Raw genomic sequence first — 25,904 nt, forward strand, 5'->3', positions numbered from 1 at the left:
CCTCAAGCCCGCCCCGCTCGCCCCCGAGGGCTTCGTCACCGCGGAGGAGAAGTACTTCGCCTCCGCGCGCGCGGACGGCGACGCGGAGTACTGGGCGGGGGTCGTCACGACCCTTCCGGAGGCGGCGGGCCTGAGCCGCGTCGTCGCGGCACCGTCGAGCCTGAACCGACGCCGCAACGGCGTCCCCAGCGCCGAGGCGGGCGCCCGCCTCGAGGCCGCGGCGGAGCGGCTGGGCACCAACCGCACCGGCCTGGTGATCGCCGCCTTCGGCGCCTACGTGGCCGCCGTCTCGGGTCGCGAGGAGATCTCGGTCTCGGTGCCCGTGGCCGCCCGCACCACCGCCGCACTCCGGGGCTCGACCGGCATGACGGCCAACGTGCTGCCCGTGCCGGTCCGCGCGGGCGTCGGCGCCACCGTCTCCGACATCATCGACGGCACCGGCCTGGACCTGCGCAACGGCCTGCGGCACCAGCTCTACCCAGCGGCCCGGATGGAGGCGCCCACGCTGCGCGAGGGCGTGGTCGGCTCCACGTTCGGCGACACGATCAACATCATGATGTTCTCCTCGGCGATCACGCTGGGCGAGGCCGCCGGCACCCTGAACCTGCTCACCTCCGGCCCGGCCGAGGACGTGGCCGTCACCGTCTACGAGTCCGAGCAGGGCGCCCTGCGGATCGACATGGAGGCCAACCCGGCCGCCCACACCGTGGCGGACCTGGACGCGCACTTCGAGCGCTTCATGGAGTACCTCGAGCGCTTCGCCGCCGCGCCGGGCGGGACGCCCCTCTCCGCGCTCGACGTCGTCACCGATGCCGAGGCCGCCGAGTGGACCCGCTTCGCCGGCGCCGCCGCGGGCGCACCCGCTGCCGCCGGGCCGTCCGTCCCGATGCCCGCGCTGCTACGCCGCTCCGCCGCCGCGCACCCCGACCGGATCGCCGTGGTCGACGGTGACCGCAGCATCACCTACGGCGAGTTGGACCAGTACAGCGACCGCCTCGCGCGCTACCTGATGACCGTCGGCGCCGCCCCCGAAGAGCGCGTGGCGCTGCGCATCCCGCGCTCGCTCGAGTCCGTGATCGCCGTCTGGGCCGTCGCCAAGACCGGCGCCGCCTTCGTGCCGATCGACCCCAAGCTGCCCGCCGAGCGCGCCGAGCACATCGCCTCCGCCGCTGCCCCCGTCGCGACCCTCACGCCCGCGGACCTCGCGCGCGTGTGGGGACCGGGAGCGAACGCCGGTGCCAGCGAGGCCGATTGGCCCGCGATCGACCTCGCGAACCCCGCCTACCTGATCTTCACCTCCGGCTCCACGGGGCGGCCGAAGGGCGTCAGCGTGACCCACGCCGGCCTGTCGAGCCTCGCCGCCGAGCTGGTCCGCTCGCACGGCCTCGCCGACGGCTCGCGCGTGATGCACTTCGTCTCTCCCGGCTTCGACGCCTCGGTCCTCGAGCTGCTCATGGCCGTGGAGAGCGCCTCGGCGCTCGTCGTGGTGCCGCCGGACGTCTACGGCGGCGAGGAGCTGGAAGACGTTCTCGCGCAGGGCGAGGTGAACGGCGGCTTCATCACCCCCGCAGCCGTCGCCACGCTCGACCCGGCGAAGCTGCCCGCGCTGTCCTCGCTCGGCGTGGGCGGCGACACCGTGCCGCAGGCCCTCGTCGAGAAGTGGGCCGCCAAGGGGCGCACCCTGGTCAACGTCTACGGACCGACCGAGACCACCATCGCCGTCACCCTGGGCGCGCTCCAGGGCGACGAGCCCGTCCGCCTGGGCGGCCCCATCCCGGGCACCCGGCTGTACGTCCTCGACCCGTACCTCCGCCCGGCGCCCGCGGGAATCCCCGGCGAGCTGTACATCTCCGGTCCGGGCATCGCCCGGGGCTACCACGGCAACCCGCTCCTGACCGCGGAGCGGTTCGTGGCCAACCCCTTCGAGGCCGACGGTGCGCGCATGTACCGCTCCGGCGACCTCGTCCGGTGGGACTCCGACGGTGAGCTCGAGTTCCTCGGCCGAGTCGACTCGCAGGTGAAGCTGCGCGGCTTCCGCATCGAACTCGGCGAGATCGACGCCGCCGTCATGCGGGTACCGGGCGCCGAGCGCGCCGTCACCGTCGTCCACGGCGACGACACCGCCACCGCGGAGCTGGTCACCTACGTCACCGGCACCGCCGACGTGGACGCGATCACCGCGAGCATCTCCGCGGAGCTGCCGGCCTACATGGTCCCGGCGCACATCATCGCCCTCGGTGAGTTCCCGCTCACCGTCAACGGCAAGGTCGACCACAAGCAGCTGCCGCAGCCCGAGCGAGCCGCCGTGGACGCGTCCGCCGGCCGCGGACCGCAGACGGACGCCGAGAAGCTCGTCGCGGCGGCCTTCGCCGAGGTGATCCCTGGTGTGGGCGTCGACCTCAACGTCGCCACCACGCTCTTCGACCTGGGCGGCAACTCCCTCTCCGCCACCCGCATCGCGGCGCGCCTCGGCTCCGCCACCGGCACCCGCGTCAGCGTGGCGACGGTCTTCGCCAACCCCACGGTCGAGGGACTCGCCGCCGCCATCGGCGGCGCCCCCGTGCCCGCCGCGGCGATCGCCGCCGCAGCGGAGAGCGCGGCCGCCGCCACCGTCGAGCCGGAGCCCGAGTTCGCGGCACCGTCGGACCCCGAGGAGGCGGCCGAGCTGCTCCCCGCGCAGCACCAGATGTGGGTCCGCAACCGCGTGAGTCCCGATGGCTCGTACCACATCCCGGTCGCGCTGCACCTGCGCGGCGACGTGGACGTCTCGGCCATGCGCGTCGCCCTCGGCGACGTCGTGGCGCGCCACACCCCGCTGCGCACCGTGTACCGCAACGGCCCCACCGCCGGCGAGCCCGAGGTCCAGGTGCTGCCCGCCGGCCCGAACCTCGTGCCCTTCACCGAGCGCTCCGTGGCGCTCGACGAGCTGATGACGGCCGCGTCGGACTACGCCGGCGAGCCCTTCGACCTGGCCGCCGACGTGCCGATCCGCGCGCGGCTCTACCGCATCGACGGCCGGCACCAGGTGCTGGTGCTGGTGATCCACCACATCGCCGCCGACGGCTGGTCGATGATGCCGCTGGCCGGCGATCTCGCCACCGCCTACGCGTCGCGGACCAGCGGTAAGGCGCCGAAGTTCCCGCCGCTGCCGCGCACGTACACCGAGCACGCCCGCTCCTACAAGCACCGCCTCACCGGGGCGCCGCGCCAGGCGCTCGACCGGTTCTGGTCCGACGTGCTGGCGGACCCGCCGGCCGAGTCGGTGCCGCCCGCCGCGGTGCCGCGCTCCGGCGGCGTCGTCTCCGCGGCCCGCTCGATCGACACCCGCGTCGCGCCCGAGGTGTGGGCCGGTGTGGCCGGCCTCGCCCGGGCCCACACCACCACGCCGTTCATCGTGGTGCACGCGGCCCTGGCGGCGGCGATCTCGCGCCTGTCAGGGCAGAGCGACCTGGTGGTCGGTACCGCAGTCGCCGGACGCGGCGAGGCCGAACTCGACGGCCTCGTCGGCATGTTCGTGAACTCGATCGCCCTGCGCACCCGGACCACGAACGACCGCACCTTCGCGCAGCACCTGGCCGCCGTCAGCCACGGCGACCTCGACGCGCTGGACCACTCGGACCTGCCCTTCGAGTCGGTGCTCGAGCTCGTCGATCCGCCGCGCGCCGCCGGCCGGCACCCGATCTTCCAGGTGATGCTCAACCAGCGGCCCTTCGACACCCAGCACTTCCCGATGGCCGGCGTCGACGTCGAGGTCGTCCCCGTCGACGTGCCGATCGCCCGCTTCGACCTCGAGTTCACCCTCGGCGCCGACGGCACCATCGAACTGCGCTACGCCTCGGAGCTGTACCGCGCCGAGCAGGCCGAGTCGATCCTCGACGCGCTCGTCGCTGTGCTCACCGCGGTGGGCCCGAACCCGCAGACCACCATCGGCGAGCTCCCCATCATGTCGGCGGACCGGCTCGCCGAGCTCACCCCGGTGCGCGGCGTGGAGGCCGACTTCCACACCCCGCTCGGCCAGCTCATGCGCGAGGCCGCCCGCACGTACGCGAACCGTCCCGCCGTGGTCGACGGGCCGCGCACTCTCACCTACCGCGAGCTCTACGCCGACGCCCGCAAGGTGGCCGCGGCCGTGCTCGCCGCGGGCTCGCGGCCGGGCGAGGCCGTGCTCACCGACCTGCCGCGCTCGGCGGAGTCCATCACCGCCTTCTGGGGCATCACCCTGGCCGGCGCCGCGGTCGCACCCGTGGACCCGAAGTATCCGCAGGACCGCCGCGACTACATCGCGAACGACGTGCGCGCCCGCGTGGGCGTGACCGCCTCCGGATCCGGTGTGGAGGGCGTCAACTGGGTCGCGATGGACAACCTGGACGGCGACGGGTACGACCCGCAGATCGTCCCGAACCTGGACGACGCGGCGTACGTCATCTACACCTCCGGTTCCACCGGCCAGCCCAAGGGCACCGTGGTCACCCACCGCGGCCTCGGCAACTTCGCCGAGGAGCTGCACGTGCGCCTGCAGACCGGTGCCGACACCCGCGTGCTGGCCTTCGCCTCCACCGCCTTCGACGCGACGGTGCTCGAGCACCTCATGGCGATCCGCGTGGGCGCGCCGCTCGTCGTGGTGCCCCCGGGCACCACCGGCGGCCGCGAGCTGGAGAAGATTGTGGCCGATCACGGCGTGACGCACGGCTTCCTGACGCCGTCCACGCTCGCCACCGTCAACCAGGACGCAGTGCCGTCGTGGACGCACGTCCTCGCCGGCGGCGAGGCGCTGGGTCCCGGCCTGGCGAAGAAGTGGAGCGTCGGCCGCCGCCTGCACAACGGCTACGGCCCCACCGAGACCACCATCATGACCGCGATCTCCGACGCGCTGTCCGGCGACGGCCGCGTGCCGATCGGCCCGCCCGTCCGCGGCCAGGGGCTCATGGTGCTCGACGACGAGCTGCGTCCCGTGCCCGTCGGCATGCCCGGTGAGCTCTACGTGGCCGGTCCGCAGCTGGCCCGCGGGTACCACCGGCGCCCGCAGCTCACCGCGTCCCGGTTCGTCGCGAACCCGTACGGCGAGCCCGGCGCCCGCATGTACCGCACCGGCGACGTGGTGCGCTGGACCCGCAGCGACAACGGCCAGTTGATCGTCGACTTCGTGGGCCGCAACGACTTCCAGGTGAAGATCCGCGGCATCCGCATCGAGCTCGGCGAGATCGACGCGACCATCGACACGATGCCCGGCGTCGACTTCGTCTCCACCCAGGTGCGCCCCGGCCCCGACGGCGCGTCGGCCCTCGTCGCCTACGTCAAGGGCGACGTGGACCCGTCGGCGGTCCGCGCCCACGTCCGGACCCGTCTGCCCGGCTTCATGGTCCCCGCCGCGGTGATGATCATCGCCTCGGTGCCGATGGGCAGCACCGGCAAGCTCGACAACGCCGCCCTCCCGGAGCCCTACTTCGGCGGCACCGGCAACGCCGCGGCCAAGCCCACCACGCCGGGCGAGAGCCGCGTCGTCGAGGCCTTCCGCAAGGTGCTCGGCAGCGATGCCATCGGCGTCGAGGACGACTTCTTCGACCTCGGCGGCAACTCGCTGTCCGCGAACGAGCTGGTGGGCCTGCTGGGCAACGGGATCGAGGCGCGCACCGTCTTCGACCTGCGCACCCCCGCCGCCATCGCGACCGCCCTCACCGGCGATCCGGATCGGATCGCCAACGAGTCCGCGCTCGAGGACCAGGGCCTGCGTCGTGTGCAGCGCGGCGACCGCATGCCGCTGTCGTCCGCGCAGGAGCGGATGTGGCTGCAGAACAAGATCGATCCGGGCCCGACCTACAACATCGGCGCGGCCTTCCTCGCGAGCCGTCCCGTCGACAAGGCCGTCCTCGACGCCGCCCTGCGCGATCTGCTCGCGCGGCACGAGAGCCTGCGCACCCGGTACCCGTCCTCCGGTGAGGGCCCGTACCAGGAGATCCTGCCCGCCGATGCGCGCGAGGTCCGCGACTTCGCCGCCGAGTTCGGCACCGCCACCTCCAACGTCGCCGGCCAGGAATCGGCGATCGCCGAGTTCGTGGCGCGGCCCTTCGCGCTCAACCGCGACGTGCCGCTGCGCGTCATGACGGCGCCCACCGGCAAGGGCTCGATCCTCGCGATCGCGGTGCACCACATCGCCGCCGACGGCGCCTCCGTGGTGCCGCTGACCCGCGACCTCATGGCCGCGTACCTGGCCCGCAGCACCGGCGCCGAGCCGCAGTGGACCGAGCTGCCGCTGCAGTACGCGGACTACGCGGTGTGGCAGCGCGGCCAGGCGGAGAAGGACGCCGGCGCGGTGGACTACTTCGCGGAGCGCCTGGCGGGCGTGCCCGAGGAGAGCTCCTTCCCGGCCGACGGCCCGCGCCCGACGATCGGCTCGACCGACGCCGGCGAGGTCGCCATCGTGCTGCCGAAGGCCGAGCGGGACGCCCTGGCGGACTTCGCCGGCAAGCGCGGCGTCTCCATGTTCATGGTGCTGCACGCGGGCCTCGCGGCCCTCCTACACCGCGTCAATGGCGCCGACGACGTGGTCGTGGGCACGCCGGTGATCGGCCGCACCGACCGCCGTCTGCGCGACGTGGTCGGCATGTTCGTCAACACCGTGGCGCTGCGCACCACCGTGACCGGCACCGAGAGCTTCAACGCCCTCGTGGACCGGATCCGCAGCGGCGACCTCGACGACCTGGTCCACGCGACCGCGCCGTTCGAGCGGGTCATCGAGGCGCTGCAGCCCCCGCGCAGTCGGGACCGCCACCCCGTCTTCCAGGTGGTGCTGAGCCACCAGAACCTGGGCGATCCGCTCAGCGTCATCACCTCCGACGGCGGCGGCATGTTCGAGCTGGAGCCGCTGCCGCTCGCCGCGGCCACCACGACCTTCGACGCCACCTTCGAGGTGCGCGAGGTCGAGGAGGGCCTCCGGTTCAACCTGCGCTACCGCACCGACCTGTACCGGCCCGGGACGGCCGAGGGCATCGTCGGCCGCCTCGCCCGGCTGGTGACCGCCGGCGTCGCGTCGCCGGACACCCCGGTGGCCGACCTCCCGGTGCTGCTGCCGGAGGAGCAGGAGCTGTTCCAGCGCGCTTCCACCACGATCGAGCCGCACACGATGGCGGAGATCCTGGCGCGGGCCGTGCGGCAGCGGCCGGGCGCCCCCGCGCTGCGCGACGGCGACCTCCACTACACCTACTCGGAGCTGGACTCGGCCGTGTCGGCGCTCGCCAACCGGCTCGCCGGGCTCGGCGTGGGCACCGCGACCCGGGTGGCGGTGTCGATCCCGCGGTCCGCCGCCTCGGTCGTCGCCTTCTGGGCCGTCGCCCGCCTCGGCGCCGTGTACCTGCCCGTCGACCCGAACTACCCGACGGAGCGGATCGGCTACATCCTCGAGGACGCCGAACCCGCTGTGGGCCTGGCGGTCCGTGACGTCCTGGACGGTCTGCCGAAGACCGTCGACTGGGTCACGGTCGACCTCGCGTCCTCGCGGGTCCAGCACCCGCCGGCCGAGGTCGCGCCGGTGGGCGTCGACGACCCCGCGTACGTCATCTACACGTCCGGCTCCACGGGGAGGCCCAAGGGCGTCGTCGTGCCGCACCGCGGCCTCGCCGCCATGGCGGACACCCTGGTCCGCCAGCACGCCGTCGGCGCCGGCGCCCGGGTGCTCCACTTCGCCTCGCCCAGCTTCGACGCGTCGATCCTCGAACTGCTGCTCGCGACCTGGTCGCGCGCGGAGCTCGTGATCGCGCCGGTCACGCTGTACGGCGGCTCGCCGCTCGGCGACTTCCTCGCCGAGAACGAGGTCACGCACGCCTTCATCACCCCGGCGGCGCTCGCCACGATCCCCGATCGTGACCTGCCGCTGCTGGAGGCGCTCAGCGTGGGCGGCGACGTGCTGCAGACCGAGCTGGCGCGCCGCTGGTCCAACGGCCGCATCCTGATCAACGCCTACGGCCCGACCGAGGTGACGATCGCCGCGACCATGGGCGCCGTCGACCCCGACAACGTGGGCATCGGCAGCGCCGTCACCGACGCCCAGCTGATGATCTGCGACGAGCGCCTCAACCTGGTGGCGCCCGGCACCGTCGGCGAGCTCTACGTCGCGGGACCCGGTGTGGCGCTCGGCTACCTGGACCGACCGGAGCTCACCGCGTCGCGGTTCGTCGCGAACCCGTACAACGACGCGCAGGGCTACAAGCGCATGTACCGCACGGGCGATCTGGTGCGTTGGCGCGCCTCGGACTCCGGGGAGCCGGTGCTCGAGTTCGTCGGCCGCAGCGACGATCAGCTCAAGGTCCGCGGCTTCCGCGTGGAGCCGGGCGAGGTGGCCACGGCCATCGAGAGCCACCCGGACGTGCGGCAGGCCGTCGTGGTCGTCGACCGCGGCGACGGCTCGCTCGAGGCGCAGGCCGCGGCCCGCCTGGTCGCGTACTACGTGACCGAGCGTGCCGTCACCGTCGGCGACCTCCGGTCGTGGGTCGGGGATCGCCTTCCGCGGCACATGGTCCCGGCGGTCTTCCAGGAGATCGACAGCGTGCCGGTCACTGCGCACGGGAAGACCGACGTCAAGGCCCTGCCGCCCGTCGGCGCCCCGGCGTCCGGCGGGAAGGCCGACGAGGCCCCGGTCTCGCCGCTCGCGGCCGTCGTGCGGCCCGCGTCGGCCAAGCAGCGCGCGGTCTCGGCGGCCAGCCTCGAGGGCGCCGTCGCGGAGATCCTCTCCGACGTCCTCGGCGTCGCCTCCCTCGGCATGGACGACGACTTCTTCGCCGTCGGCGGCACCTCGCTGCAGGCCGCGATCGCCGTCGACCGGCTGCGCGAGCGGTTCAACGCCGAGGACGCCAGCATCCGCTGGTTCTTCGAGGACGCCAAGGTCGGCACGATCGCGGCCCGGATCGCGGGCGCCCCGGCGCCGGTCTCCACCACCGCCGTGATCACCGGCGTGGCTGCGGATTCCGATACCGCCATCACCGACCCGATCCTGCCGCTGCGCGCGGGCACGCCGGGCGTCGAGCCGCTGTACTGCGTGCACCCGGCCGTCGGGCTCGCGTGGAACTACCTCGGGCTGTCGGGCGAGCTCGACCCGAGCATCCCGATCATCGGCCTGCAGGCGCCCGGCATCTCGTACCCGATGCCGCCCGCCGACTCGATCCGGGAGCTCGCGCGCACCTACGTCCGCAACATCCGCGCGAGCCGGCCGCACGGGCCGTACAGCCTGCTCGGCTGGTCCCTCGGCGGCCTCATCGCGCACGAGATGGCCGTCGAACTGCGGGAACTGGGTGAGAAGGTCAACCTGGCCCTCATGGACGCCTACCCGCTGGGCGACTACCGCGGCCCGCGCGAAGAGATGTCGATCGCGGCGCTGCTGCGCGAGTTCGTGGGCCTCGACGTGGACGACGACGCGGAGCTGAGCACCGACGACGCCCTGGACCTGCTGGCCTCGGCCGGCGGCCCGGCGCGCGAGCTCTCACGCGGCCAGATGGAGCGGTTGCTGGCGAACTACCGGCACAACACGACGCTGGGCTACTCGCACCGCCCCCGCGAGTACGACGGCAACATGCTGGTCTTCCGCGCGACCGAGCAGACCACGGGCGGCCTCGTGCCGCAGCTGTGGCGGCCGTACGTGACGGGCCTGGTGCAGGTGCACGACATCGAGGCGACGCACAACCAGCTCGGCGCGTCGCCGGCGATCGACGAGGTCGCCCGCACCATGAACGTCTTCCTCACCGGCAACTACACCGCGGTGGTCACGTCGAAGAGCAAGATGCTCGACGACACCAAGCCGCTGGTCAGCGTCCGGGGCCTGGCCCGCAAGTACGGCCGCGGCAAGAAGGCGGTGTACGCGCTCAACGGCGTCGACCTCGACATCGCGCCCGGCAGCGTGCACGCGCTGCTCGGCCCGAACGGCGCCGGCAAGACGACCACGGTGAAGATCATCTCGACGCTCATGAAGCCCTCCGAGGGCTCCGTGACCATCGACGGTGTCGACGCCCTGGCCGATCCGCGCCGCGCCCGCTCGATCATCGGCCTCTCGGGCCAGTACTCGGCGGTCGACGAGAACCTGACCGGTCGCGAGAACCTCGAGATGTTCGCCCGCCTCTACGGTTTCGACAAGATCTCGGCGAAGGCCCGGGCGAACGAGTTGCTCAAGCAGTTCCGGCTCACCGCCGCGGCGGATCGCGCCTCGGGCACGTACTCGGGCGGCATGCGCCGGCGCCTCGACCTGGCCGGGGCGATCATCGCCCGCCCGCGCCTGGTGGTGCTCGACGAGCCGACCACCGGTCTCGACCCGCGCAGCCGCAAGGACGTGTGGGACGTGATCGCCCGGCTCAGCAAGGAGGACGGCATCTCGGTGCTGCTCACCACGCAGTACCTGGACGAGGCCGAGATCCTGGCGGACCTGGTCACGATCATCGACCAGGGCCGGATCATCCGGTCCGGCACGGTGCCGGAGCTGAAGTCGGCAGCCGCGGCGGACCTGATCCAGATCGGCCTGCGCGAGCGCGACCGCGTGACCGCCTGGCCGATCCTGGCCCGGCACGCCATCGACGGCACCGCGATCCGGGAGGCCTCCGGGCTCAGCGCGATCCGTGTGGCCGACGGCCAGCACAAGCTCGTCGCCGTGCTCAACGACCTGCGGGAGGCCGGCGTCTACGTCGAGTCGGCGATGCTGCGCGAGGCCACCCTGGACGACGTCTTCTTCGCCCTCACCGGCGAGGACGCGAACAAGACCGAGGAGAACAACGCATGACCGCGATCATCTTCCCGCGGGAGCGGGAGCCGTCGCTGGGCGGATTCCTCAGCGACTGCGCGGTGATGACCCGCCGCAACCTGACGACGCTGGTCCGGATCCCGCAGCTGCTGCTGGGCGCGACGGTGCAGCCGATCATGTTCGTGCTGCTGTTCAGCTACGTCTTCGGCTCCGCGCTCGGCGGCGAGGTGGGCGGCGACCGGTACCGCGAGTTCCTGCTCGCCGGCATCCTGGTGCAGACGGTCGCGTTCAGCTCGGGCCCCACCGCGATCGGCGTGGCCTCGGACATGAAGAACGGCATCATCGACCGGTTCAGCTCGCTGCCCATGTCGCGCCTCGCGGTCATGGTCGGGCGCACCACGTCCGACCTCGTGGTCAACGTGATCAGCGTGGCCGTGATGCTGCTGGTCGGCCTCGCGGTCGGCTGGCGCATGCGGGGCAGCTGGGTCGACGCAGCGGTGTCCCTGGCCGTGCTGTTCCTCTTCGGTTTCGCGATGTCCTGGCTGGGCGCCCTCATCGGCCTGTCCGTCTCGACGCCGGAGTCCGCGCAGGCGCTGTGCATGATCGTCATGTTCCCGATGGCCTTCATCTCGTCGGCGTTCATCGCCTCGGGCGACCTGCCGGGCCCGCTCCGCACGATCGCCTCCTGGAACCCCGTGACCTCGATGGCGCGCTCGCTGCGCGAGGCCTTCGGCAACCCCCTGAGCCCGAAGCCCGTCGTCGACGAGCCCATCAACTGGGCCGCGCAGCACGCGACCGCGTACTCGGCCCTCGTCTCCCTCGCGATGATCGTGATCATCGTGCCCCTCGCCGCCCGTGCCTACATGAAGCACTGACGGCCAACAGACCGACCGACCCACCATCCCTCCAACAAGGAGAAACGAATATGAACAACCCCTTCGACAACGAGTCCGGCGAGTTCCTCGTGCTGGTGAACGACGAGGGCCAGCATTCGCTGTGGCCCACGTTCCGCGACGCCCCGCGCGGCTGGACCGTCGCCTTCGGCGAGGGCGGCCGTTCCCGGGCGGAGTGCCTCGAGTACATCGAGTCGGCGTGGTCGGACATCCGTCCGCTCAGCCTGCGCGCCTGACCTCTTCCCCCACCGCCGCCGGCCGGGCTCTGCCCTGCCGGCCCGCGGTGTGCGCCCGGCCGTGAGGCCGGCCCGTCGCGTTCGACGGTGCGCCGTCCGCCCCGTCGTCCTACATGGCGTGCGGGTACACGCTCACCATGTGCGCGCCGTACCAGCAGGTGACGGTGATGACGCCGACGCAGGTCCACACCTGCGCCTGTTTCGAGGCCTTCGCCAGAGCGATGGCGATCGGGATCAGCAGCACGAAGGCGGGCAACAGCAGGCGCGGGCGCGACATCATGAGGCCGCCCGAGCCGAGCAACGAGATCACGACCAGGGCGCCGTACAGGGTGATCGGCCACGGCATCTTCGAGCGGACCGCGAGCACGATCAGCACGATCGACGCCGCGAGTAGCGCGACGACCGACAGGTCCGCGATGTCCGAGCCGTTGATCAGCGTGTAGTTGACGAACTGCCACGTCTGCACGCCCAGGTCGAAGGTGGTGCCCCAGCCCTCCGTCTGGATCCGGAACCAGCCGGTCAGGCTGCCGGTGTGGTGCGCCACGACCAGTAGGTACGTCAGCCAGCCCAGCGGCGTGAGCAGCACGCAGATCGCCGCCTTGACGCGTTCGGCGCCGCCGGACGAGAGGACAGCGAGGAGCGCCGCGAGCGCCACCACCCCGATCAGGACCACCGACGTGGGGCGGCAGAAGCCGGCCAGGGCCGTGCAGACCCCCGCGAGGATCCACTTGCGTTCCATCACGCCCACCAGGGCCCAGCCGGCCAGCGCGCAGTACAGCGCCTCCGTGTACGCCATCGTGAGCACGATGGACATCGGGGCCGCGGCGAACAGCACCGTCGTGAGGAGTCCTGCGCGGTCGGCGAGGTGGACGGGCACCTTCGGCATGTGCTCGACGCACAGCCGGCCCAGCCGGTAGGCCGCGACGGCGGCCACGCAGCCCAGGATCACGTTGACGGTGAGGGCGGCGCGGTAGGCGTCGAAGCCGGGCAGCTGCGCCACGGCCCGCACCAGCATCGGGAAGCCGGGGAAGAAGGCGTAGGCGGTGTCCGCGGTGTGCTCGCCCCGCGCGTCCACGAACCGCCACGGCATGTCGTTGTAGCCGTAGGTGGCCAGGCCGATCATCCACTTGCCGTCCCAGGCCGTCAGGAGATCGGCGAGGTTCTGGTTGCGGAGCTGCGCGAACCGGGCCAGCACCGCGAGGCCGATGCCGCGGATCGCGAGGTAGAGGACGACCGGCAGCCACACGTCGCGGGTGCGGTCGAGCAGGGACGACGGTGCCGTCGCGGCTCCGGAGTCGGCGAGGTCGGGGGCGGTCGGCACGGCTTGCATCGTACCGACGGTGTCGGGCACGGCGCCCCCGCGCGCGCCGACCGCCGTCACGGCGCGGCGACCCGGGTGATCGTGCAGTCGACGGTGTTCGTCCCGGACTGGGTGAACTCCTGCTCGTTGACGACGATGGTGCAGGTCACCGGGCCGGTGCCGGTGACGAGCAGTGACATCCGGTCGCCGATCGTCGCGGTGCCCTGCCACTCCCACGGCAGCGTCGACGCCTTCGGGATGGTGTTGCCCTGCACGCCGACGACGAGCACTGCGCCCGCGCCGCTGCCGGTGGCCGACAGCTTGAGGCGCACCGTCTGTCCTGTGGACGTGCCGGTGGTGGTCTTCGGGGCGGTGGTGAGGAAGCCGTCCGACTGGGTGGCGGGCTCGCTCGGTGGGACGACCGCGCCCGACGTCGGGGCGCCCGCCGTCGTCGTGGTGGCCCCCGCCGAGAAGGTGACGGGCGACGCCGTCGACGTGTCGTCGGACTTGAGGGCGAGACCGGCTCCGACGGCCGCAGCGATTGCGAGGACGGCGCCGATCGCGACCAGCGCGATGATCAGGCCCTTGTTGCCCCCGCCGCCGTTGTTCCCGCCGTTGCCGCCGCCGACGGGGCCGTTCCCGTACGGCGGGGGGCCGGCGGGGAAACCGCCCTGCGGCTGGCCCGGCTGGCCGAAGCGCTGCGTGCCCTGCGGGCCCGCGGGACCGCCCTGGGGGACGGAGTAGCCGCCCTGCTGGGGGGCCTGCGGACGGCCCGGCTGCGGGTAGCCGCCCTGCCACTGTCCGGGCTGGGCGCCGGGCTGTCCGCCCGGCTGCCCGGCGGGGCGTCCGCCGGCGTTCTGGCCGGGGTTCTGGCCGCCGTAGGGATTCATGGGGATCTCCTGTGTTCGCGTTCCCACCGATTATCCGCGATCCGGCTGAACGGTGGGTTGCGCACCGCTTGGAGCGGTGCCCTCCGGGCCCAAGAACCCAGGTCGGTAGGATCGAGGCGCACATCGAAGCCCGCAACGGAGAGGTTCCACGTGGCACTCGTCGTCCAGAAGTACGGAGGCAGCTCCGTCTCCTCCGCCGAGCGCATCCGGCGCGTGGCCGAACGGATCGTGGAGACCAAGCGCGCGGGCAACGACGTCGTCGTCGTCGTCTCCGCGATGGGTGACACCACCGATGAGCTGCTCGATCTCGCCAACCAGGTGTGCCCCGCGCCGCCCGCCCGCGAGATGGACATGCTGCTCACCTCGGGCGAGCGCATCTCCAACGCGCTCGTCGCGATGGCCATCCACTCGCTCGGTGCCGAGGCGCAGTCCTTCACGGGCTCGCAGGCCGGCGTCATCACCACCAGCAAGCACGGCGCCGCGAAGATCATCGACGTCACGCCCGGGCGCGTCCAGGCCGCCATCGACGACGGCAAGATCGTCCTCGTCGCCGGCTTCCAGGGCGTCTCGCAGGACACCAAGGACGTCACCACGCTCGGCCGCGGCGGCTCCGACACGACCGCCGTCGCCCTCGCCGCCGCGCTCAACGCCGACGTCTGCGAGATCTACACCGACGTCGACGGCATCTACACCGCCGACCCGCGCATCGTGCCCAACGCCAAGCACCTCAAGACCGTCTCCTTCGAGGAGATGCTCGAGATGGCGGCGTGCGGCGCGAAGGTGCTCATGCTCCGGTGCGTGGAGTACGCGCGCCGCTACAACGTCCCGGTCCACGTGCGCTCGTCGTACTCGACCAAGCCCGGCACCATCGTCAACGGATCTATGGAGGACATCCCCGTGGAAGAGGCAATTCTCACCGGCGTCGCCCACGACCGCAGCGAGGCGAAGATCACCGTCGTCGGCCTCGAGGACAAGCCGGGCTACGCCGCCCGCGTCTTCCGCGCGATCGCCGATGCCGAGATCAACATCGACATGGTGCTGCAGAACGTGTCCAAGGTGGACACGGGCCGCACCGACATCACGTTCACGCTGCCGCGCGAGCTCGGCCCGCTGGGCGTCGAGAAGCTCGAGGTCCTGCGCAAGGAGATCGGCTTCGACTCGGTGGTCTACGACGACCATGTCGGGAAGGTCTCGCTCGTCGGCGCCGGCATGAAGAGCCACCCCGGCGTCACCGCCACCTTCTGCGAGGCGCTGTCCACCGCCGGGATCAACATCGAGCTGATCTCCACCTCGGAGATCCGCATCTCGGTGCTCATCCGCGACACCGAGCTCGACGAGGCCGTCAAGGCGCTGCACGAGGCCTTCGGCCTGGGTGCCGACGAGGACGCCGTCGTCTACGGCGGGACGGGGCGATAGCCATGGGCGTACGCGTAGGAGTCGTCGGCGCCACCGGCCAGGTGGGCGCCGTCATGCGGCAGCTGCTGCTGGACCGGAACTTCCCGGCCGACGAGGTGCGCTTCTTCGCGTCCTCGCGGTCCGCGGGCAAGAAGCTGCCCTTCGGGGACCGCGAGATCGTCGTCGAGGACGCCGAGACCGCCGATCCGACGGGGCTCGACATCGCGCTGTTCAGCGCGGGCGCGACGATGTCGCGCGTGCAGGCGCCGCGATTCGCCGCCGCCGGCGTCACGGTGATCGACAACTCGAGCGCCTTCCGCAAGGACCCGGACGTGCCGCTGGTGGTCTCGGAGGTGAACCCGGAGCAGGTCCGCGACCTGAAGAAGGGCATCATCGCCAACCCCAACTGCACCACGATGGCCGCGATGCCGGTGCTCAAGGTGCTGCACGACGAGGCGGGCCTGCAGCGGCTCATCGTCTCGTCGTACCAGGCCGTCTCCGGCTCCGGCCTGGCCGGCGTGGAGGAGCTCGTCTCCCAGGTCCGCGCCGTGGAGCCCGAGGCCGAGAAGCTGGTGCACGACGGCTCGGCCGTGGAGTTCCCCGCGCCGAACAAGTACGTCGCGCCGATCGCCTTCAACGTGCTGCCGCTCGCCGGCGCGCTCGTGGACGACGGCTCGGGTGAGACGGACGAGGATCAGAAGCTGCGCAACGAGTCGCGCAAGATCCTCGGCCTGCCCGAGCTGCTGGTGAGCGGCACGTGCGTGCGCGTGCCGGTGCTCACCGGCCACTCGCTGTCGATCAACGCCGAGTTCGCGAAGCCGCTGTCGGTGGCGCGGGCGCAGGAGCTGCTCGGTTCTGCTGCTGGGGTCCGGCTGGTCGACGTGCCGACGCCGCTCGCCGCCGCGGGCGCCGATGACTCGCTCGTCGGCCGTATCCGCCAGGATCCGGGCGTGCCCGAGGGCCGCGGCCTGGCACTGTTCATCAGCGGCGACAACCTGCGCAAGGGCGCCGCGCTGAACACGGTGCAGATCGCGGAGCTGCTGGTCTAGCAGCTCTTCTCGACGGAACGGACCGAACGGCCCACGGAGGAATCCGTGGGCCGTTCGTCGTTCCCCCGGGTCAGGCGGGCGTCGGGGCGATCCGCCCCGTCACCTCGCCGAGGTCGATGCGGCCGCCGCCCGGTGCCGGCGCGGTGGCGCGGAGGGTGACGACGTCGCCGTCCGCCAGGAAGGTGCGCTCGGAGCCGTCGGCCAGGCGCAGCGGCTCGGCGCCGTTCCACGTGAGCTCGATGAGCGAGCCGCGCTGGTCGCGCTCGGGGCCGGAGACGGTGCCGGAGGCGAACAGGTCGCCGGTGCGCAGCCGCGCGCCGTTCGACGTCATGTGCGCCAGCATCTGCGCGGGCGACCAGTACATCGGCGCGTAGGGCGGGCGTGAGACGATCTCGCCGTTGAGCTCGACCACGAGATCGATGTCCAGGCCCCAGTCCTCGGCGTCGCGGAGGTGGGGGAGCGGCTCGGGCGACTGCGGGGGCGTCGCGATGCGCGCGGCCGCCAAAGCCTCCAGCGGCACGATCCACGGCGAGATCGAGGTCGCGAAGCTCTTGCCGAGGAAGGGGCCGAGGGGCACGTACTCCCAGGCCTGGATGTCGCGGGCCGACCAGTCGTTGACGATGCAGACGCCGAAGACGTGCTCGGCGAAACCCCCGGTGCCGACGGGCTTCCCGGCGTCGCTGCCCGTGCCGACGACGAAGCCGAGCTCCGCCTCGATGTCCAGGCGCACGGACGGGCCGAAGACGGGGGCCTCGTCCGACGGTGCCTTCCGCTGTCCTGCCGGCCGCACGATCGGCGTTCCCGAGGCGACGACGGTGCCCGCGCGCCCGTGGTAGCCGACGGGCAGGTGCTTCCAGTTCGGCAGCAGCGCAGCGGAGTCCGGGCGGAACAGGCGGCCCAGGTTGGTGGCGTGGTGCTCGCTGGCGTAGAAGTCCACGTAGTCGGCGACCTCGAAGGGCAGCTGCAGCGTCGCCTCCGTGAGCGGGCACAGAGCGGCGGTGCCCTCGGCCGCTCGCGCGGGATCGGTGAGCAGTGCGACGATCTCGGCGCGCACCCGGCGCCAGTCGGCGCGGCCGCGGGCGAGGAAGCCGTTCAACGACGGCGCCGCGAAGACCGGATCGCCGAGCGCCGCAGCGAGATCGAGAACGTGGTCGCCGATGCGCACGCCCACGCGGGGTGCGCCGCCGGCGGGACGGAAGACGCCGTAGGGCAGGTTCTCGACGCCGAAGCCGGAGCCGGCGGGCACGGGTGCCCAGGTGGTGGTCACGATCTCTGTCCTTCGGTCGGGTATGCGGGGGCGAGGCCGAACGCGGCGGCCTCGGCGGGCGGGGTCGCGGTGCTGCACGAGCCGTAGGCGCGCAGGAGCCGACGGGCCTCCGCGGTCCCGGCGGGTGAGAGGCTCACCGCCTCGGCGGCGAGCGCCGGGCCGTCCGTGCTCGCGAGAGCGGCGGTCACGGCTCCGGGCTCGCCGCCGGCCGCGGCGCGCGCGGCGGCCAGCACCAGGTTGAGGAATCCGTGGTGGGTGAAACCGGTCGCCGGATCCCGGTGCCGCACCGCGTGATGCAGGCCGGCCGTCGCCTTGACCGGGACGTCGCCTGCGGCCGCCGTGACGAGCGCGGCTGCGACCTCGTCGGGGTGGGGGAACAGGGCGGCGCGGACTCCGCCGCACCGGATCTTCAGCCCCGCGCCGCGTCCCGCGAGGACTGTGGCGAGGCGCGGGGTGTCCGCGCGGTCGGGCGACTCGACGAAGACCGGCGTGCCCAGGGCCATCGCGGCCGGGAGCGCCGCGTCCAGATCAGAGGGCTCGCACGCGATCTCCACGAGGGCGAGCCGCAGGCGCGGGTCGGCGTCGACCTTCGCCGCAGCGGCCGCGAGTGCTGTATCGGAAATGCCTGCGGAGGCGATGAGGCCCAGCGCGATCCGATCGTCGTCGGCGAGCCCGGTGCGCAGCTCGTCGATCCGATCGACGGGGCAGAGGAACCGGTGGGTGAGCATCGGGTCGCCGCCGGCGAGGTCGTGTCGGTGTCGGACGAGCGCCTCGCGCATCGGCAGCGCCGTCGGCGGGAACAGGCCCGCGTCGTCCACGAGCGCCGCCAGGAGCGGGCTCATCGTGACCAACTGCGGTAGTACACACCGTCGTCCACGGCCCGCGCGCCCTCGCCCAGCTGCAGCGGGGCGAAGGTGTCGACCATGACGGCGAGCTCGTCGAACCGCTCCATGCCGATGCTGCCCTCCATCGCGCCCGGCTGCGGGCCGTGCGCGTGGCCGCCGGGATGCAGCGAGATCGAGCCCGGGCCGATGCCGGTGCCCTTGCGCGCCTCGTAGTCGCCCGCGACGTAGAACATCACCTCGTCGGAATCCACGTTCGAGTGGTAGTACGGCACCGGGATCGACAGGGGGTGGTAGTCGACCTTGCGCGGCACGAAGTTGCAGACAACGAAGCCCGGCCCCTCGAACACCTGGTGCACGGGCGGCGGCTGGTGCACCCTGCCCGTGATCGGCTCGAAGTCCGCGACGTTGAAGGTGTAGGGGTACAGGCAGCCGTCCCATCCGACGACATCGAAGGGGTGCGTCGGCAGCACGTAGCGCGTTCCCGTCGCGCCTGCGGCGCCGCGGTGCTTGACCAGAAGCTCCACGTCGACACCCTCGCGCAGCAGGGGCTCCGACGGGCCGTGCAGGTCCCGCTCGCAGTACGGTGCGTGCTCCAGCAGCTGGCCGTACCGCGAGAGGTACCGCTTCGGCGGGGCGATGTGCCCGCCGCCCCCGCCGCACGCCTCGATCACGTAGGCGCGCACCGTCGTCCCCGCGGCGGGAACCCAGCGGTGGGTGGTCGCGCGGGGCATCAGGACGTAGTCGCCGGTGCGGAATTCGAGGGCGCCGAACACGGTCTCGACGACGCCGGAACCCTCCTCGACGTACACGCACTCGTCGCCGATCGCGTTGCGGTACAGCGGCGACGGATTCGAGGCGACCACGTAGGAGATCCGCACGTCCGCGTTGCCCAGCACCAGGCGCCGCCCGGTGACCGGGTCCGCTGAGGCTGCGCCGTCGAACAGGTCGTGCAGGCGCAGGTGCCGCGGCAGCAGCGGCGCGTTGGGCGTCAGGCTCAGGTCGCCGGGCTCCCACGGCTCGGCAGAGGTGATCGCCGACGGGATTCCGCGGTGGTAGAGCAGGGACGAGTCGGACGAGAAGCCCTCCTCGCCGACCAGCTCCTCGTAGTGGAGCTCCCCACTGTCGCGCCGGAACTGGGTGTGGCGCTTGGGCGGGATCGTCCCGACGCTGCGGTAGTAGGCCATGGGAGTCCTCCTGGATCCGGTCTCGTCAGAGGTTGCCGCGCCGGTCCTGCTCGCGCTCGATGGCCTCGAACAGGGCCTTGAAGTTCCCCTTGCCGAAGCCGAGCGAGCCGTGGCGCTCGATGATCTCGAAGAACACGGTGGGCCGGTCGCCCAGCGGCTTGGTGAAGATCTGCAGCAGGTAGCCGTCCTCGTCGCGGTCGACCAGGATGCCCCGCGAGCGCAGCTCCTCGACGGGGACGCGGACCTGACCGATCCGCGCCCGCAGCTCCGGATCGTCGTAGTAGGCGTCGGGGGTGTTCAGGAACTCCACGCCCTCGGCGCGCAGCGCGTCCACGGCGGCGAGGATGTCGTTCGTCGCGACGGCGAGGTGCTGCGCGCCGGGGCCGCCGTAGTACTCGAGGTACTCGTCGATCTGCGAGCGCTTCGCGGCGATCGCCGGCTCGTTGAGCGGGAACTTCACGCGGTGGTTGCCGTTCGCGACGACCTTGGACATGAGGGCGGAGTAGTCGGTGGCGATGTCGTCGCCGATGAACTCCGCCATGTTGGTGAAGCCCATGACGCGGTTGTAGAAGCCGACCCAGTCGTCCATCCGGCCGAGCTCGACGTTGCCGACGATGTGATCGAGGGCCTGGAAGATGCGCTTGGGCGCACCGTCGCGCTTTCGGAAGGTGCTGGTGGCGGGCACGTAGCCCGGGAGGTAGGGCCCGTCGTACCGGGCACCGTCGACGACGCGTTGCACCAGGGTGTGCCGGGTCTCGCCGTACGTCGCGATGGCGCCGATACGCACGGTGCCGTGCTCGTCGGTCACGTCGTGGGGCTCCGCGAGCACGGTCGCGCCGGAGGCCCGGGCGTGCGCGATGCACCGGTCCACATCGGGCACCTCGAGCGCGATGTCGACGACGCCGTCGCCGTGCCGGGCGTGGTGCTGGACGAGCGGGCTGTCCGGGCTGACGGCGCCCTGGACGACGAACCGGATCGACCCCGACCGCAGCACGAACGACTTGTGGTCGCGAGCACCCTGCTCCGGTCCCCGGTAGGCGACCAGCTCCATGCCCCAGACGGACTGGTAGTAGTGCGCGGTCTGGGTCGCGTTGCCCACGACGAAGACGATCGCGTCCCAGCCGTTGACCGGGAAGGCGTCCCGCGTGGCGTCGTAGGAGACGAGCCCGACGAGCTGGTGCAACTGCTCGGCGCCGAGGCCGGCGAGCTTCTCCTCGTCGGTCAGGGTCTGCTCGAGGGAGGTCTGCTCGGGCGCGGTCTTCGTCGTCATGGTCGTCTCACCTTCCGGGCCGGATGTAACGTGCATCACTACCATCGGCCCGTGCGGAGCCGGTGACAACAGCGACAGCTCCGGCTGCCCAAACTGCCCCGAACAGCCGCCTCCGCGGCGGAAGAGGTAGGCAGATCGACTAGGAAGACCGTGCCATGCTGGAACCCGTGAAACTGGACGACGTCGACTTCGCGCTCCTCGACTCGCTGCACCGCGACCCGCAGATCGGGGTGCTCGAGACCTCGCGCCGCGTCGGGGTCGCCCGCGCGACGGTCCAGGCGCGGCTGAAGAAGCTGGAGGGCGCGGGCGTCATCGCGGGCTATCAGCCGCACCTCGACGTCGCGGCCGCCGGCTTCGGCGTGCAGTGCTTCGTCCAGCTCGAGACGGCGCAGGGCGAGCTCAGCGCCGTCGCCGAGGCGCTCGCCGCCATCCCGAACGTCCTCGAGGCCTTCGCGACCACCGGCGGGAGCGACGTGCTGTGCCGGGTGGCGGCCGAATCGCATGCGGGCCTGCAGGAGACCCTGCTCCGGATCGGGCGTTCCCCGCTGGTCGCACGGTCGATCAGCATCGTCGTGCTGTCCGAGATCGTTCCCTTCCGGGCGATGCCGCTGCTGCGGACGCTGGACGCACGGCCGGTGTCCCGCTCGCCGCGGTACCGCGGCTGAGCAGATTGCACAGCTCCACATCGCGGAGCTTCGCATTCGGTGCGCACTCTGTGTGATCGCCCGGCGGATCGTTGCCCGCGGGGCGCTGTGGGTTCCACAGTGATGCCGTTCACATCGGCATCCCGCAGTCCACAGGAGCGACATGAAGCAGCTGCTCACCCGGTTCGAAGCGAAGGCGCCCGAGGTGGTCTTCGAATGGCACGATTCCGAGACCTCCGCCCGCGGCTGGGCCGTGATCAACTCCTTGCGCGGCGGCGCGGCCGGCGGCGGTACCCGCATGCGCCGGGGCCTCGACCGCCGCGAGGTCGAATCGCTCGCCAAGACGATGGAGGTCAAGTTCACCGTCGCCGGGCCGGCGATCGGCGGCGCCAAGTCGGGCATCGACTTCGACCCCACGGACCCGCGGAAGGACGAGGTGCTGCGGCGCTGGTTCAAGGCGGTCTCGCCGCTGCTCAAGGCCTACTACGGCACCGGCGGCGACCTCAACGTCGACGAGAAGTCCGAGGTCGTCCCGATCACGGAGAGCCACGGCCTGTGGCACCCGCAGGAGGGCGTGGTGAACGGCCACTTCGCCGCGGACGGCCGCGATCGCGTGCAGCGGGTCGGCCAGCTCCGGCTGGGCGTCGCGAAGATCGTCGAGGACCCGCGGTTCGCGCCGGACCACGGGCGCCGGTACAGCGTCTCCGACCTCATCACGGGCTGGGGCGTCGCGGAATCGGTGCGGCACTTCTACCGGGTGTACGGCGGCTCGCTCGCGGGCAAGCGGGTGATCGTGCAGGGCTGGGGCAACGTCGGCGCGGCCGCGGCCTTCTACGCCGCGCAGGCAGGGGCGCTCGTCGTCGGGATCCTGGACCGCGACGGCGGCCTCGTCCGGCGCGAGGGGATCAGCGCCGACGAGGTGACCGACCTGTTCCTGGCGAAGCGGGGCAATCAGCTGGTCGCGGACGAACTGCTCTCGTTCGACGAGGCCGCGGAACGGATCTGGTCCATCGGCGCCGAGGTGTTCCTGCCCTGCGCCGCCTCGCGCCTCGTCACGCGCGACCAGGTCGACGCGATGATCGGTGCCGGTCTCGAGGTGGTCGCCTCGGGGGCCAATGTCCCCTTCGCCGACCCCGAGATCTTCTACGGCCCGGTGTACGAGCACGCGGACCGGCAGGTCGCCGTGATTCCCGACTTCATCGCCAACTGCGGCATGGCGCGCGTTCGCGATGCTCATGGAGGGCGAGGTCGAGGTGTCCGACGAGGCGATCTTCGGCGACGTCTCGCGCACGATCGGCACCGCCATCGAGCGCTGCCGCGCGCGCTCCGCGGGCTCGACGCTGGTGGCGGCCACAGCATTCGAGATCGCGCTGGACCAGCTCGTCTGACGAGACCGGACCGGGCCCAGGGCCCGGTCCGGCGTCTCACATGCGGCGCAGCTCCGGCCACAGCGTGGACCACGGCGCCCGCGGGTGGCAGAGCCGGATGTCCACGCCGGTCGAGGCGGTCGGCATGCCGATCCGGTGATCGAACCGACGGAGGGTACGCGCCCGGTCGCACATGTCGTCCTGCAGCTCGGCCTCGGAGCTGATGACGCGGAGCACCGTCGTCGTCGAATCCGCGGGCGCACCGAAGTATCCGAAGCCGCGGTTCGGGCTGTAGACGGGAGGCAGGCCGTTCCCGTAGTACTGCAGAGCAGACGCCTGCCAGTAGGAACTGGCGACGATCGCCTGCGGCCGTTCGTCTTCCGGGAGCCCCGCGATCGACTCCTCGACCGCCCGCGTCAGCTCGGGCCAGCCGAACTGACCGTAGACGGAGATCTGCATGCCCGCCTCCATCAGCGACTTCGGTTCCGCGATATCGGATTCGGGGGTGAAGGGCAGGCTCACGACGATGGACGCGACCGCGAGGAGCGACAGCGGCGCCGTCAGTGCCGCCTTCAGTTTCGGCTTCGGCAGCGCCTCGAACGCGACGGCGCCGGCGGTGATGATCACCGGCAGCATCCCGCCCGGGTAGTACGGGCGGCCCGCGGTGATGATGAAGACGATCACCAGCAGGACGAACGCGGGCGCCAGGAAGCGGTAGGGCCGCAGGCCTTCCGACCGCATCAGGGCGTACAGGCCGTAGAGCAGGAGGAGCGCTCCGAGCACGCCCGCGGTGAGCAGCATGATCGGGACGAAGCCGATGCGGCCGCCCGCGTACTGGCTCTCCTCGGCGACCTGGTCGGTGAGCTGGAGGTACGGCCAGCCCCGGTCTGCCTGCCACAGCAGCGCGGGGATCATCGTGACCACGGTGAAGGCCCCGCCCAGCCACAGCGCCGGCCGACGCACGAGATCCCGTGGGCCCCAGATCGAGGCGGCCACGATGGCGCAGACCCAGAACACGGGGATCAGCCACTTGACCTGCATGTCGATCGCGGTCACCACGCCCGCCGCGAACAGCAGCCAGTCCTGCCGGGTGCGCACCCAGCGCACCAGCAGCCAGGTGATCGCCACCCACAGCGGGGTGTCGATCGCGTTGGTGGCCAGCAGCGAGGACTGCAGCAGGAGGAAGGTCGACGTGGCGTACGCGCCGGCCGTCAGTGCCTGCGCGAACCGCCCGCCGCCGAGCTCGCGGGCGATCAACGCCGACACCAGGATCCCCGCGAGCGTGATGAGGACCGACGGCAGCCGGAACAGCACCAGGGAGTCGCCGGGCATCGCGTCGCCGAGGAGTGCCAGCAGGGGCAGGATCGGCCCCTGATCGGCATAGCTCACCGACAGGTGGTGTCCGGCGGCGATGAAGTACAGCTCGTCGCCGAACAGGTGGTACTTGCTCGCGCCGAACGCGGCGGCGATCCCGCTCAGCAGCAGGATGGGCACGAGGGCGACCCACGCGACGGGCGCGGGCGCGGTGTCGAGGCGGTCGGCGGGGGCGGACGTGGTCTCAGTCATCGGTGTCCTCCGACGGTGCGAGGGGAGAGGGCTCGTGCGGCGAGGGCTGCACCGCGGCGAGGAAGACGCGGACCATCTGCTCCGCGTGGGTGTCGAGGTCGAGGTCCGGATCGCGGGCGGCGCGGCCCGCGGCACCGTCGATCGCGTCGCGGATGAGACGGGCCATGATCATCGGATCGAAGTCGGAGGAGAACTCGCCGGAATCCTGGCCGCCCAGCAGGATCTCGGCGAGCGGCGCGAGCATCTCCTTCTCGCCGTCGCTCGGGCCGAACACGGGTGTGCCGTCCGGGTTGCGCAGGTTCAGGACCACCTCGACCATCGCGCCCAGGAACCGGCGCTCCGACTCGATGTATTCGAGGTTGGTCGCGATGTAGGTGCGCAGGATGTCGGTCGCTGTGTGCTGTTCGGCGAGTCTGGGGCCCATGAACTCGGCGCCGGCCACGAACAGGTGGATGACCACCTGTCGCATGAGGTCGTCCTTGCCGTCGAAGTGGTAGGAGATCACGCCCTTCGAGATGCCTGCCTGGCGCGCGATCCGGGCCAGGGTGGCGCGGCCGTAGCCCTCGTCGGCGAGGACCTCGACCGCCGCCGCGATGATCTGCCGGCGGCGGGCCTCCTCGATGAACGACCTCTGGCCGCTCGATTCATTTTCTGGCCGCATGGTCAGAAATTAGCACGACCGGCCACAGGAAGGGAAGGGTTGCGAACGAAAAACGGGGCCCTCCGTGATGGAGGACCCCGTTTCCCGGGCTGCAATAGGTGGCTTGATCAGGCCTCGGTGGTGCGCGTCGGGCGCGAACCCAGCTCCTCGTCGAGGCGCAGGAGGCCGGGGCCGTCACCGTCGATCAGCTTGAGGCGACCGACGATCTCACTGACCGTGGCCTCCTCCTCGACCTGCTCGTTGACGAACCACTGGATGAGGCTCTTGGAGTCGATGTCCTCGTTCGCGGCCCGGTACAGGTCGCGGATCGAGTCCGACACGCGACGCTCGTGCTCGAGCGCGACGTTGAAGACGTCGAGGACGGTCTGCACGTCCACCTTCGGGGCTGCCGAGGCGCCGATCTTCGGGTGGTTGTCGCGGTCCGAGAGGTGATCGATCCACTTGTTGGCGTGGACGATCTCCTCGTCGGCCTGGTGGCGCAGCCATGCCGCGATGCCCGGGAGGTCCCGGATCTCCATCTCGATGGCCAGCTGGCGGTACACCAGCGAGGCCTCGAACTCCAGGGTGATCTGGTCGTTGAACTTCTCTTCGAGTGCATCCGTGAGCTTCATGAGAGCAACTCT

At 71.8% G+C, this 25,904-nt stretch carries 15 protein-coding genes and 1 pseudogene; 7 read left to right on the forward strand and 9 right to left on the reverse strand.

From position 1 onward, the window contains the following. The 3 genes from LB823_RS15335 to LB823_RS15345 all read left to right on the forward strand — a co-directional run. Positions 1-10,753, forward strand: a 10,753-nt coding sequence (locus tag LB823_RS15335) for a non-ribosomal peptide synthetase (RefSeq protein ID WP_224648148.1), incomplete at its 5' end; no start/stop codon positions are given. Beyond that, on the forward strand, positions 10,750-11,589 hold the full coding sequence (locus tag LB823_RS15340; RefSeq protein ID WP_224648150.1) for an ABC transporter permease: 840 nt from the start codon (positions 10,750-10,752) through the stop codon (positions 11,587-11,589). The genes LB823_RS15335 and LB823_RS15340, both read left to right, overlap by 4 nt. Before the next feature lie 50 nt (positions 11,590-11,639). Further along, positions 11,640-11,843 carry an MbtH family protein gene (locus LB823_RS15345; RefSeq protein WP_224648152.1) on the forward strand — a complete coding sequence of 68 codons (204 nt, stop codon included), beginning with the start codon at positions 11,640-11,642 and terminating at the stop codon, positions 11,841-11,843. A gap of 109 nt (positions 11,844-11,952) precedes the next feature. Here the strand turns inward: LB823_RS15345 and LB823_RS15350 are convergent, their stop codons facing one another. Beyond that, positions 11,953-13,173 carry a mannosyltransferase family protein gene (locus LB823_RS15350; RefSeq protein ID WP_224648155.1) on the reverse strand — a complete coding sequence of 407 codons (1,221 nt, stop codon included), beginning with the start codon at positions 13,171-13,173 and terminating at the stop codon, positions 11,953-11,955. A 47-nt stretch (positions 13,174-13,220) separates the two neighbouring features. Further along, complete coding sequence (locus LB823_RS15355) at positions 13,221-14,033, reverse strand: hypothetical protein (RefSeq protein WP_224648157.1); 813 nt, start codon at positions 14,031-14,033, stop codon at positions 13,221-13,223. Between the two features lie 150 nt (positions 14,034-14,183). Here LB823_RS15355 and LB823_RS15360 point away from each other — a divergent pair, with 150 nt between their 5' ends. Both LB823_RS15360 and LB823_RS15365 read left to right on the forward strand, forming a co-directional pair. After that, positions 14,184-15,449, forward strand: coding sequence for an aspartate kinase (locus LB823_RS15360; protein ID WP_224648159.1), 1,266 nt, complete (start codon positions 14,184-14,186; stop codon positions 15,447-15,449). Between the two features lie 2 nt (positions 15,450-15,451). Continuing rightward, positions 15,452-16,477, forward strand: a complete 1,026-nt coding sequence (locus tag LB823_RS15365) for an aspartate-semialdehyde dehydrogenase (protein ID WP_224648183.1) — start codon at positions 15,452-15,454, stop codon at positions 16,475-16,477. A 70-nt stretch (positions 16,478-16,547) separates the two neighbouring features. Here the strand turns inward: LB823_RS15365 and fahA are convergent, their stop codons facing one another. Genes fahA through hppD form a run of 4 tightly spaced genes read right to left on the reverse strand, consistent with a single transcriptional unit; the run spans position 16,548 to position 21,043 of the window. Next, positions 16,548-17,744: a fumarylacetoacetase gene (gene fahA, locus LB823_RS15370; RefSeq protein WP_224648185.1), complete on the reverse strand. Its 1,197-nt coding sequence runs from the start codon at positions 17,742-17,744 to the stop codon at positions 16,548-16,550. Beyond that, on the reverse strand, positions 17,741-18,586 hold the full coding sequence (locus tag LB823_RS15375; RefSeq protein ID WP_224648188.1) for a hypothetical protein: 846 nt from the start codon (positions 18,584-18,586) through the stop codon (positions 17,741-17,743). Before LB823_RS15375 ends, fahA begins: the two co-directional genes overlap by 4 nt. Beyond that, positions 18,583-19,773: a homogentisate 1,2-dioxygenase gene (locus LB823_RS15380; protein ID WP_224648190.1), complete on the reverse strand. Its 1,191-nt coding sequence runs from the start codon at positions 19,771-19,773 to the stop codon at positions 18,583-18,585. The genes LB823_RS15375 and LB823_RS15380 overlap by 4 nt, the downstream gene beginning before the upstream one ends. Positions 19,774-19,798: 25 nt before the next feature. After that, complete coding sequence (hppD, locus tag LB823_RS15385; RefSeq protein ID WP_224648192.1) at positions 19,799-21,043, reverse strand: 4-hydroxyphenylpyruvate dioxygenase; 1,245 nt, start codon at positions 21,041-21,043, stop codon at positions 19,799-19,801. Between the two features lie 155 nt (positions 21,044-21,198). Here hppD and LB823_RS15390 point away from each other — a divergent pair, with 155 nt between their 5' ends. Further along, entirely contained in the window at positions 21,199-21,708 is a 510-nt protein-coding gene (locus tag LB823_RS15390; protein WP_224648194.1) for an Lrp/AsnC family transcriptional regulator, read from the forward strand. Positions 21,709-21,850: 142 nt separating this feature from the next. Next, a pseudogene (locus LB823_RS15395) lies at positions 21,851-23,075 on the forward strand (Glu/Leu/Phe/Val dehydrogenase dimerization domain-containing protein). Positions 23,076-23,111: 36 nt separating this feature from the next. Here LB823_RS15395 and LB823_RS15400 read toward each other — a convergent pair. From LB823_RS15400 to LB823_RS15410, 3 genes are all read right to left on the reverse strand, one after another. Further along, complete coding sequence (locus LB823_RS15400) at positions 23,112-24,620, reverse strand: glycosyltransferase family 39 protein (RefSeq protein ID WP_224648196.1); 1,509 nt, start codon at positions 24,618-24,620, stop codon at positions 23,112-23,114. Beyond that, positions 24,613-25,281 (reverse strand): TetR/AcrR family transcriptional regulator, encoded by a 669-nt coding sequence (locus LB823_RS15405; protein ID WP_224648198.1) that lies wholly within the window; start codon positions 25,279-25,281, stop codon positions 24,613-24,615. Before LB823_RS15405 ends, LB823_RS15400 begins: the two co-directional genes overlap by 8 nt. A 107-nt stretch (positions 25,282-25,388) precedes the next feature. Further along, the gene (locus tag LB823_RS15410) at positions 25,389-25,892 is read right to left on the reverse strand and encodes a ferritin (protein ID WP_224648201.1); all 504 of its coding nucleotides are present in this window, start codon (positions 25,890-25,892) and stop codon (positions 25,389-25,391) included. Between the last annotated feature and the right edge of the window lie 12 nt (positions 25,893-25,904).

It is taken from the genome of Tsukamurella sp. M9C (genome assembly GCF_020169415.1).
GTDB lineage: Bacteria > Actinomycetota > Actinomycetes > Mycobacteriales > Mycobacteriaceae > Tsukamurella.